Genomic DNA, 10336 nt, shown 5'->3' with positions numbered 1-10336 from the left:
GGACGCGGCCCGGCCGGTCACCCGCGACGGCGCGCGGGCGGGGATCACGCGGCGGCCGGGACGCTCGTCCGGCCGCGCCTCGTCGGCGCCGGTGGTCGCGTTCCCGGCGCGGCGGGCGGCTCTGCGGGCGGCGCGGCGCTCGGCCCGGCGCTCCGCGCGGGCGGCGGCCTTGCGTTCGTCGCGGGCCCTGGCGCGGCGCTCGGCGCGGGCGGCCGCGCGGCGCTCGGTGCGGTCCAGGCGGCGGAGGCGGGCCCGCTCGGCGACGTCGGCGCGGCGCTGCAGCAGCTCGGGCGGGATGAGGTCGTGCCGGCCCGCGATGAACTCCTGCACCCAGATCTTGCCGCGGATCAGCGGCCGGCGGAGCTGCCGCTCCCGCCGGACGGCGCGCTGGTGGCGGCGCGAGTCCTCGGGGTAGCGCCAGCGCGCCCACGGGGAGCCGGGGCGCGCCACCCGGATCGCGCCGACGATCAGGAGGGCGGGCATGAACAGGCCGATCAGGCCGGTCCAGATCTTGCCCTTGAGCAGGGTGATCACCGCGAACACCAGGTTGATGACGAGGGACACCACATAGACGCGGGTCAGGATGCCCGTGCCGGGGTCGGGCGCGATGCCCTCGTAGCCGAGCGGGCGGATGCCGAGCAGCAGCAGCCCCGTCACCGCGATCGCGACGAACACCGCGTCGACGGACGCGCGGCCCTTCTCCGTCCAGTAGACGTCGCTGAGGTGCAGGATCAGCGCGAACTCGTCCAGGACGAGCGCGGAGCCCATGCCGAACACGACGGCGGCGGCCACGCTGAGGCCGGTGTAGGCGTCCGGGACGGCGAGGCTCCCCACGCCGCCCGCCAGCATCAGCACCACGCCGAACACGACATGGTGGATGTGCAACTCGCCGACGGTCACATTGCTGAACCACCAGCGCACATCCGCCCGGATCAGCCGCACGTTGACCCGCGTCAGCATGAACGTCACCAGGAACGCCACGAAGAAGCCGAACAGCGGAAGCCGCCCGGTCGCCACGATCCGCTCGTCGAACATCTCGATCATCTGCCCCCCGCTGCCTCCATGATGCACCGTGACATGCGCGGATATCGTTGGACCCGGCCGATCAACGACGATCGAGGAGAACATCACCGTGAGCCGCACCGTGGACCGCTGCGATCCGGGCTACCGGGCGTGGATCGCCGAGGCGATCCGGCTGGTCGACGCCGACGCCAACCGCAGCGCGGACACGCACCTGCACGTGTTCCCGCTGCCGCCGGAGTGGGGCATCGACCTGTACCTGAAGGACGAGTCCGTCCACCCGACGGGTTCACTGAAGCACCGGCTCGCGCGGTCGCTGTTCCTGTACGGGCTGGCCAACGGCTGGATACGGCAGGACACGACGATCATCGAGGCGTCCAGCGGCTCCACCGCGGTGTCGGAGGCGTACTTCGCGCGGCTGCTCGGCCTGCCGTTCGTCGCGGTGATGCCCGCCTCGACCAGCCCGGAGAAGATCCAGCTGATCGAGTTCTACGGGGGCCGCTGCCATCTGGTGGACGACCCGTCCGCGATCTACGACGAGTCGCGGCGGCTCGCCGCCGAGTGCGGCGGGCACTTCATGGACCAGTTCACCTACGCCGAGCGGGCGACGGACTGGCGCGGCAACAACAACATCGCCGAGTCGATCTTCGAGCAGATGCGGCTGGAGCGGTTCCCCGAGCCGTCCTGGATCGTGGTCGGCGCGGGCACCGGCGGGACGTCCGCGACGATCGGCCGGTACGCGCGCTACCAGCGGTTCCAGACGCGGCTCGCGGTCGTCGACCCGGAGGGCTCGGCGTTCCACGGCTCGTTCGCCGACGACGACCCGGAGCGGACGGCGGCGGGCTCGCGGATCGAGGGCATCGGCCGGCCCCGCGTCGAGCCGTCGTTCCTGCCGACGGTCATCGACCGGATGATCCGGGTGCCGGACGCGGCGTCCATCGCGGCGATGCGCTGGACGAGCGCGGTCAGCGGCCGCGACGTCGGCGGCTCGACCGGCACCAACATGTGGGGCGCGGCGGAGCTGATCGCGCAGATGCGGGCGCGCGGCGAGCGCGGCAGCGTCGTCACGCTGATCTGCGACGGCGGCGAGCGCTACGCCGGCACCTACGGGTCGGACGCGTGGCTCGCCGGGCAGGGCCTCGACATAGCGCCCTTCCTGGCCGCGCTGGACGGCTTCCTGAAGACGGGCGAGATGCCCGCTATCCCGTGACGGTGACGGGGTTCACCAGGTCGGCGTAGATCAGCAGGCCGCCCATGACGATCAGCACGACCGCCATCACGTACGTCACCGGGAGCGCCTTGGCGACGTCCACGTAGCCGGGGTCGGGCCTGCGGAAGACCTTGGCGAACGCCTTCTTGACCGCCTCCAGCAGGGCGCCGGCGATGTGGCCGCCGTCCAGCGGCAGCAGCGGGATGAGGTTGAACAGCCCGACCGCGAGGTTCAGCGACCCGAGCAGCATGACGAAGAACGACACCTTCTCGGCGCCGGTGTAGTCCTGGGAGGCCGCGACCTCGCCGCCGATCCGGCTGACGCCGACGACGCCGACCGGGCCGTTCGGGTCGCGCTTCTCGTCGCCGAACGCGGCGTTCCAGACGCCGACCATCTTCTGCGGCATCCGCACCAGCGCACCCGTGGTGCGCGCGGTCAGGTCGACCATCGTGCTCGCGACCGCGCCCGGGCCCTGCCGCTCCATCGCCTGGATCGGGGTGATGCCGAGGAACCCGACGTTGACCACCTTGTCGTGGTCCTTCAGGTCGTACATCTGGTTGCGGGTGATCGGGACGTTCAGCTTCACGTCCTGCCCGCCGCGCTCGACGGTCATCGGGACGGTCTTACCGCCGTTGTCGCGGATCAGGACCTGCAGCTTCTCGTAGTCGCCGTCGATCTTCCTGCCGTCGAACGCCACGATCCGGTCGCCGGCCTTGAGCCCGGCCTGCGCGGCCGGCGTCGGCTTCGCGTCCTTCGGGCACTCCGTGGTCTGCGACTGGCTGGCGGGCACCATGCATTCGAGGACCTCGCCGATGACCGGCTGCGACTGCATCGTGCCGATCCCCATCAGCAGGATCGCGAAGAACATCACCGAGAGCACCAGGTTCATCGCGGGGCCGCCGAACATGATGAGCAGCTTCTGCCACCACTTCTTGGCGTAGAAGACGCGGTCCTCGTCGCCGGGGCGGATCTCCTCCAGCGCGGCGCCGCGCGCCGACTCGATGAGGCCCTGCCAGGGGCCGGTGCTGATCTGCCGGACCTGCCCGGGCGCGTCGCCCTTGCGCGGCGGCAGCATCCCGATCATGCGGATGTAGCCGCCGAGCGGGATCCATTTGACGCCGTACTCGGTCTCGCCCTTGCGCCTGGACCACATGGTCGGGCCGAAGCCGACCATGAACTGGGTCGTCCGCACCTTGAAGAGCTTGGCGAAGGAGAAGTGGCCGAGCTCGTGCAGCGCGATGGACACCATCAGGCCGAAGAACAGGATCAGCATCCCTGCCAGGTAGACCATCCGGCAATGCCCCTCAGCTCGGTGCACCCGCGCTCACCGCGGGTGATCTCGATGACCAACTCAGAGTACGCGAACGGCCCCGCTTCGGTTGAAGTCAACGCGTGGACGGCGGCATCTCGGGCGCCTGCGCGGCATCCCTTTGAGGCGGGGTGCTAAAACGCGCGCGTGTCATTGGCACGTGCCTGAATAGCCGGGCATCGCCTCACCCGCGCATCATGGGCCGATCTCACCCCCTGCGCACGGAGGTCCACTGTGAAGCGCGGTCACGTAGGCGTGCTGGTGCTCGTGCTGGCGCTGAGCGGATGCGGCGGCTCCGGCGGCGGCTCCGGCGGCGGGGACGCGGGCGCGTCGCCGCCCTCGCCGGCCGCCTCCGCGCCGGCTTCGGCGCCGTCCGGCACGGCGCCCGGCAAGACCGCCGCGACGCCGGTGCCCGAGGTGTCGCGGGCCACCGAGAGGTTCAACGACTGCATGCACGAGCAGGGGGTCGAACTGCCGAGCCCGAACCCGTCGACCACGCCCGACAAGCAGGAACTCGAAAAGATCAAGGCGGCCCTGCGGGCGTGCGTGAAGTCGATGTCGGCGTCGCCGCCGGCGGGCTGACGGAGGGTGGTCGCGCGGCGGGGCCGCTGCTAGATTGGCGGCCAGCCGACGACCCCGTGCGGGAGAGTCCCACGCAGCCGGTGTGGGACGCCGAAGGAGCAAATCCTCCCCGGAACCTCTCAGGCCCACGGACCGCACGGGCCAGGCGACCTCTGGAAAGCGGGGACCCGGTCCCCCGCCGAAGGTGAAAACCCGCCGTCCGGCGGCGGGTGAAGCTCTCAGGCGCAGATGACAGAGGGGGAGGCACCGCGACGCCCGGTGCGCGAGTGGGACGATGGACCACGCGCGCCCGCGACGAAGGAGCCGAACCGATGTCCGCCGACCCGTCCGCCGACCCGAAGACCACGCCGCTGCACGACGTCCACCGGGACCTCGGCGCGACCATGGTCGACTTCGCCGGGTACCTGATGCCGCTGCGCTACAAGAGCGAGACCGCCGAGCACGAGGCCGTCCGCACCGGCGCGGGGCTGTTCGACCTGTCGCACATGGGAGAGATCTTCCTGTCCGGGCCGGGCGCCGGTGCCGCGCTCGACTACGCGCTGGTCGGGAACCTGTCCCCGATGCCGGTGGGCAAGGCCCGCTACACGATGATCTGCGCGCCCGACGGCGGAGTCCTCGACGACCTGATCGTCTACCGGCTCGCGGACGCAACATGGATGGTCGTCGCGAACGCCGCGAACACCGCCGTCGTCCGGGAGTCGCTGGTCGAGCGCGCCGCCGGCTACGAGGCCGCCGTCGACGACCGCACCGACGCCTACGGGCTGATCGCCCTGCAGGGCCCCCGCGCCCAGGAGATCCTCGAAGGCTTCACCGACGCGCCGGTCGCCGACCTCAAGTACTACGCCATCCTCGCCGGACGCGTCGCGGACGTCGACGCCCTGATCGCCCGCACCGGCTACACGGGCGAGGACGGCTTCGAGCTCTTCGCGGACGCCTCCGACACCGTCGCGCTGTGGCGCGCGTTCGCCGCCGTGGACGGGGTCGTCCCGGCGGGACTCGCGGCGCGCGACTCGCTGCGCCTCGAAGCGGGCATGCCGCTGTACGGCAACGAGCTGACCGCCGAGACGACCCCGTTCGAGGCGGGCCTCGGCCGGGTCGTGAAGCTGGACAAGGCCGTCGATTTCGTGGGCAAGAACACCCTGGCGGCGCAGGCGCAGACCCCGCCGGGCCGTAGGCTCGTGGGGTTGGTCGCGCGCGGGCGTCGCGCGCCGCGGAAGGGGTACCAGGTCGTCACGTCCGGCGGCGCGCCGTGCGGGATCGTGACGAGCGGCGCCCCTTCGCCCACACTGGGCAGGCCGATCGCCCTGGCCTACCTCGACACCGGCGTCGAGGCGACGGACCTGGCCGTGGACGTCCGCGGCCGCCCCGAGCCGGTGGACGTGGTCGACCTGCCGTTCTACAAGCGTTCCTGAAAGAGAGAGAATCGTGAGCGTTCCGGAGCAGCTCCGCTACAGCGAAGAGCACGAGTGGGTGTCCGGCCTCGGCCCTGCTGGTTCAGAAGCAGAGGACGGCATCGTCACCGTCGGCATCACCGCGCACGCCGCCGACGCCCTCGGCGAGATCGTCTACCTCGAGCTGCAGCCGTCGGAGGGCGACGCCGTCGAGGCGGGCGAGCCGTGCGGCGAGGTCGAGTCCACCAAGTCGGTCAGCGACCTGTACTCCCCGGTCAGCGGCGAGATCACCGCGATCAACGCCGCCGTGGTGGACGAGCCGAAGGTCATCAACGACGACCCGTACGGCGAGGGCTGGATCTTCAAGGTGCGGATCTCCGACGAGCCGGGCGACCTGCTCGACTCGGCCGCCTACGAGAAGCTGATCGAGGAAGCATGAGCCTCTACGACTCCCTCGCGACGGCCGACCCGGAGGTCGCCGAGGCCGTCGCCGCGGAGCTGCGCCGCCAGCAGTCCACGCTGGAGATGATCGCGTCGGAGAACTTCGCGCCGGTCTCGGTGCTGGAGGCGCAGGGCTCCGTCCTGACCAACAAGTACGCCGAGGGGTACCCGGGCAAGCGGTACTACGGCGGCTGCGAGTACGTCGACGTCACCGAGCAGCTCGCGATCGACCGGGCGAAGTCGCTGTTCGGCGCCGAGCACGCGAACGTCCAGCCGCACAGCGGCGCGCAGGCCAACACGGCGGTGTACTTCGCGCTGCTGCAGCACGGCGACACGATCCTCGGGCTCGACCTCGCGCACGGCGGCCACCTCACGCACGGGATGCGGCTGAACTACTCCGGCAAGACGCTGAACGTGGTGCCGTACCACGTCCGCGCGGAGGACGGCCTGGTCGACATGGACGAGGTCGCCTCGCTCGCGGCCGAGCACCGTCCGAAGATGATCGTGGCGGGCTGGTCGGCGTACCCGCGGCAGCTCGACTTCGCGGCGTTCCGGGAGATCGCCGACTCGGTCGGGGCGCTGCTCATGGTCGACATGGCGCACTTCGCGGGCCTGGTCGCGGCGGGGCTGCACCCCTCGCCCGTCCCGTACGCCGACATCGTCACCACGACCACGCACAAGACGCTCGGCGGGCCGCGCGGCGGGCTGATCCTCGCCCGCGAGGAGTACGGCAAGAAGATCAACTCCGCGGTGTTCCCCGGCATGCAGGGCGGCCCGCTGGAGCACGTGATCGCCGCCAAGGCCGTCGCTCTCAAGATCGCCGCGTCGGAGGAGTTCCGGGCCCGGCAGGCGCTCACCGTGGAGGGCGCGAAGCTGCTCGCCGAGCGGCTCCTCGCCGAGGACTCGGCCAAGGCCGGCGTGAAGGTCCTCACCGGCGGGACGGACGTCCACCTCGTCCTGGTCGACCTGGTCGACTCCGAGCTCACCGGGCGCGACGCCGAGGACCGCCTGCACGACATCGGCATCACGGTGAACCGGAACGCGGTGCCGAACGACCCGCGCCCGCCGATGGTCACCTCCGGCCTGCGGATCGGCACCCCGGCCCTCGCCACCCGCGGCTTCACCGCCGAGGACTTCGCCGAGGTCGCCGACGTCATCGCGCTGGCCTTGCAGCCGTCCTTCGACCGGGACGCCCTGTCGGCCCGGGTGAAGGCCCTGGCCGACGAGCACCCGCTCTATCCGGACCTGTGACGTCTCCGCGCCCCCTTCCGCCACCGGGAGGGGGCGCAGCTACAACGAGGTAGCTCATGGCCATCAGCGTTTTCGACCTGTTCAAAATCGGGATCGGCCCTTCGTCGTCCCACACCGGCGGCCCGATGGCGGCGGCGCACCGTTTCGCCCGCGGCCTGGAACGCGACGGCCTGCTGGAGAAGACGGCTTCGGTGCAGGTCGTCCTCTACGGTTCGCTCGGCCTCACCGGGAAGGGCCACGGCAGCGACAAGGCCGTCATCCTCGGCCTGGAAGGCGACAAGCCCGAACTGGTCGACGTCGACCGGGTGGACGAACGACTGGCGGCGATCCGCGAACGCGGAACGCTGAGCCTTTTCGGCGACCACGACATTCCCTTCGTGGTCAACGAGCACCTCCACTTCGAGCGCAGGGAATCGCTCCCCGGCCACCCCAACGGCATGCGCTTCACCGCCTGCGGCGACTCCGGCGAGGAACTGCGCTCGAAGGTCTACTACTCGGTCGGCGGCGGCTTCATCGTGGACGAGAACGCCACCGGCGCCGACCGCATAAAGCCGGACGACACCGTCCTGCCGCACCCCTTCGACACGGCCGCCGACCTCCTCGACCGCTGCCGCGAAACGGGCCTGTCGATCTCGGCTCTGACGCTGGAGAACGAGAAGGCGTTCGGCCGGACTCCGGAGGAGATCCGCGCGGGCCTGCTGAACCTCTGGCAGGTGATGCGGGCCTGCGTGACGCGGGGCTGCGCCCGCGAGGGCCTTCTCCCCGGCGGGCTGAAGGTGCGCCGCCGCGCACCGCAGCTCCACCGCCAGCTCTCCACCGAGAAGGCGTCGGACCCGCTCCACGCGATGGACTGGGTCACCCTTTTCGCCCTCGCCGTCAACGAGGAGAACGCCGCCGGGGGCCGTATCGTCACCGCTCCCACCAACGGTGCGGCCGGGATCATCCCGGCCGTCCTGCATTACTACGACCGGTTCCTGCCCAGCGACGACGACGGCATCGTCCGGTTCCTGCTGACCGCGGGCGCGATCGGCGTCCTGTTCAAGCAGAACGCCTCGATTTCCGGTGCCGAGGTCGGCTGCCAGGGCGAGGTCGGGTCCGCCTGCTCCATGGCGGCCGCCGGCCTCACCGAGATCCTGGGCGGCACCCCGGAACAGGTGGAGAACGCCGCCGAGATCGGCATCGAGCACAATCTGGGCCTTACCTGCGACCCGGTCGGCGGGCTGGTCCAAGTGCCGTGCATCGAACGCAACGCGGTGGGCGCGATCAAGGCCATCAGTGCCGCGCGCATCTCCCTCCGCGGCGACGGCCGCCATTTCGTCACCCTCGACAAGGCCATCAAAACGATGCGCGACACCGGCCGCGACATGCTCGACAAGTACAAGGAGACCTCGCGCGGCGGCCTCGCCGTCAATGTCATCGAATGCTGATCCGTACGGTCAGCCGTTCGCGGACATGTCCGCCAGGCGGCGGGCGAGGCGGGCGGTGGCGTCGCGCAGTTCCGGCGGGTCCAGGATCTGCGTCGTGAAGCCGAGCCGGGCGATGTGGACAGCGAGCCAGTCGATGTCGTCGCCGCCCACGGTGAGCAGGCACCAGCCGTCGCGATCGTCCTCGACACGTCCCACCTGGGGCGGTATCAGCTCGCGTACCTGGTCGGACGCGGCGTGGAGCCGGACGCGGGCGAGGTACCGGTAGGGCGCCCCGGTCACGGAGCGTTGGACGTAGGCGACCGGGTCCGGATGCTCCCGCGGCCGGAAATGCCAGGTCGTCGGCGCGGCGCCGTGCATCCGGTCCAGGCGGAAGGTGCGCCAGTCGCCGCGGTCGACGTCCCAGGCCATCAGGTACCAGCGGCGGGCGGTGGCGACCATCCGCACCGGCTCCACCGTGCGCTCCCGCTCCTCGCCGCCGCGGGCGGCGTACCGGAACCGGACCCGGACGGCGTCGCGGCAGGCCCGCGCGAGTGTCACCAGCAGTTCCGCGTCGACCTCGGCCCCGGGGCCGAGGAGGGTCTCGGTGGCGCCGTGCACGGCCCGGACCTCGGCGCGCAGCCGCGGCGGCATCACCTGGTCGAGCTTCGCGAGCGCCCGCAGCGCGGCCTCGCCCGTCCCGGCGACGGTGCCGCCCGACGCCAGCCGCAGGGACACGGCCGTGGCGATCGCCTCCTCGTCGTCCAGGAGCAGGGGCGGCAGCCGGGTGCCCGCGCCGAGCCGGTAGCCGCCGCCGACGCCCGCCGTCGCGTGGACGGGGTAGCCGAGCGCGCGGAGGCGCTCCACGTCGCGGCGCACCGAGCGGTCGGTGACCTGCAGCTGCTCGGCGATCTCGGCGGCGGTCCAGGACGAGCGGCGCTGCAGCAGGGCCAGCAGCCGCAGCACCCGCTCGGTCGTCCCCTCGGCGGTCACGCGGCTCATCGTTCCACAGATCGCGGAACGTACCTGTCCGCATTAGGGGGAAGACTCGCTCTGGCGAAGACGGCCTCTCCGTGCGGGGAGGCCGGGAACCTCTACCTGCACAGGAAGGCGAGCTGACATGGCCCGCGATATCCAGATCACCTTCGACTGCGCCGACCCCGCCGGGCTGGCCGCGTTCTGGGCCGAGGCCCTCGGCTACCGGCTCCAGGACCCGCCCGGGAACTTCGCGTCCTGGGACGAGGCCCTGGCGGCGATGGGCGTCCCGCCGGAGCGGCGCAACGACGCCTCGGCGCTGACCGACCCCGACGGCGCCGGGCCGCGGCTGTTCTTCCAGCGGGTGCCGGAGGGCAAGCAGGCCAAGAACCGCGTCCACCTGGACGTGCGGGCCGCCCCCGGCCTGGACGGCGACGCCCGGATGGAGGCGCTGGAGGCGGAGGCCGAACGCCTGGTCTCCCACGGCGCCACCCGCCTTCGGCGGCACGAGCCGGCACCCCCGCTCGGCGCCGGCCACATCGTGATGGCCGACCCCGAGGGCAACGAGTTCTGCCTCGACTGACCACCGGGAAAACCCGTCGAGCACGGGGCGCCGCAGGTGTGATGATCGCGGTATGCCCATCGATCCGCATCTGCTCGCGCTGTTCTTCGCGACCTCGTTCATCGCCATGGTGATTCCGGGGCCCGACATGCTGTTCGTCCTCGGCTGCGGGATGCGGGGCGGGGCGCGGGC

Annotated in this window: 10 protein-coding genes and 2 riboswitches; of the genes, 7 read left to right on the top strand and 3 right to left on the bottom strand. The window is 71.6% G+C overall.

What is annotated here, in order from left to right; all coding sequences use genetic code 11:
- A partial coding sequence (locus E1284_RS33995) for a hypothetical protein (RefSeq protein WP_341770450.1) occupies positions 1-1044 on the bottom strand: 1044 nt, incomplete at its 3' end.
- A gap of 88 nt (positions 1045-1132) precedes the next feature.
- Here E1284_RS33995 and cds1 point away from each other — a divergent pair.
- Entirely contained in the window at positions 1133-2230 is a 1098-nt protein-coding gene (gene cds1, locus E1284_RS33990) for an L-cysteine desulfhydrase Cds1 (RefSeq protein ID WP_131944264.1), read from the top strand.
- Here cds1 and E1284_RS33985 read toward each other — a convergent pair.
- Complete coding sequence (locus tag E1284_RS33985) at positions 2220-3521, bottom strand: M50 family metallopeptidase (protein ID WP_131944263.1); 1302 nt, start codon at positions 3519-3521, stop codon at positions 2220-2222. The genes cds1 and E1284_RS33985 overlap by 11 nt on opposite strands.
- Before the next feature lie 252 nt (positions 3522-3773).
- Between E1284_RS33985 and E1284_RS41990 the strand changes: the two genes are divergently transcribed.
- The 5 genes from E1284_RS41990 to E1284_RS33960 all read left to right on the top strand — a co-directional run bounded on the left by E1284_RS41990 (position 3774) and on the right by E1284_RS33960 (position 8631).
- Positions 3774-4121 (top strand): hypothetical protein, encoded by a 348-nt coding sequence (locus E1284_RS41990; RefSeq protein WP_165965533.1) that lies wholly within the window; start codon positions 3774-3776, stop codon positions 4119-4121.
- Positions 4122-4170: 49 nt separating this feature from the next.
- Positions 4171-4266: riboswitch (glycine riboswitch) on the top strand.
- 4 nt (positions 4267-4270) lie between these two features.
- A riboswitch (glycine riboswitch) is annotated at positions 4271-4359 on the top strand.
- Positions 4360-4432: 73 nt separating this feature from the next.
- Complete coding sequence (gene gcvT, locus E1284_RS33975) at positions 4433-5533, top strand: glycine cleavage system aminomethyltransferase GcvT (RefSeq protein WP_131944262.1); 1101 nt, start codon at positions 4433-4435, stop codon at positions 5531-5533.
- A gap of 13 nt (positions 5534-5546) precedes the next feature.
- On the top strand, positions 5547-5951 hold the full coding sequence (gene gcvH, locus E1284_RS33970; protein ID WP_131944261.1) for a glycine cleavage system protein GcvH: 405 nt from the start codon (positions 5547-5549) through the stop codon (positions 5949-5951).
- Entirely contained in the window at positions 5948-7204 is a 1257-nt protein-coding gene (locus E1284_RS33965; protein WP_131944260.1) for a serine hydroxymethyltransferase, read from the top strand. The genes gcvH and E1284_RS33965 overlap by 4 nt, the downstream gene beginning before the upstream one ends.
- A gap of 56 nt (positions 7205-7260) precedes the next feature.
- Entirely contained in the window at positions 7261-8631 is a 1371-nt protein-coding gene (locus E1284_RS33960) for an L-serine ammonia-lyase (protein WP_131944259.1), read from the top strand.
- A 9-nt stretch (positions 8632-8640) separates the two neighbouring features.
- Here the strand turns inward: E1284_RS33960 and E1284_RS33955 are convergent, their stop codons facing one another.
- The gene (locus E1284_RS33955) at positions 8641-9609 is read right to left on the bottom strand and encodes a helix-turn-helix transcriptional regulator (protein WP_131944258.1); all 969 of its coding nucleotides are present in this window, start codon (positions 9607-9609) and stop codon (positions 8641-8643) included.
- A gap of 118 nt (positions 9610-9727) precedes the next feature.
- On the opposite strand from E1284_RS33955, the gene E1284_RS33950 reads away from it, so the two are divergent.
- Positions 9728-10165, top strand: coding sequence for a VOC family protein (locus E1284_RS33950; protein WP_131944257.1), 438 nt, complete (start codon positions 9728-9730; stop codon positions 10163-10165).
- Positions 10166-10336: the final 171 nt, after the last annotated feature.

It is taken from the genome of Actinomadura bangladeshensis, from assembly GCF_004348335.1.
GTDB classification, from domain to species: Bacteria; Actinomycetota; Actinomycetes; order Streptosporangiales; family Streptosporangiaceae; genus Spirillospora; species Spirillospora bangladeshensis.
This window is presented reverse-complemented; position numbering and strand designations above follow the sequence as displayed.

Bases quoted from the DNA above. Each gene is read 5' to 3' on its own strand.
- E1284_RS33985 (WP_131944263.1), bottom strand. From the start codon at position 3,521: ATGGTCTACCTGGCAGGGATGCTGATCCTGTTCTTCGGCCTGATGGTG.
- E1284_RS33950 (WP_131944257.1), top strand. From the start codon at position 9,728: ATGGCCCGCGATATCCAGATCACCTTCGACTGCGCCGACCCCGCCGGG.
- E1284_RS33965 (WP_131944260.1), top strand. From the start codon at position 5,948: ATGAGCCTCTACGACTCCCTCGCGACGGCCGACCCGGAGGTCGCCGAG.
- E1284_RS33960 (WP_131944259.1), top strand. From the start codon at position 7,261: ATGGCCATCAGCGTTTTCGACCTGTTCAAAATCGGGATCGGCCCTTCG.
- E1284_RS33955 (WP_131944258.1), bottom strand. From the start codon at position 9,609: ATGAGCCGCGTGACCGCCGAGGGGACGACCGAGCGGGTGCTGCGGCTG.
- gcvT (WP_131944262.1), top strand. From the start codon at position 4,433: ATGTCCGCCGACCCGTCCGCCGACCCGAAGACCACGCCGCTGCACGAC.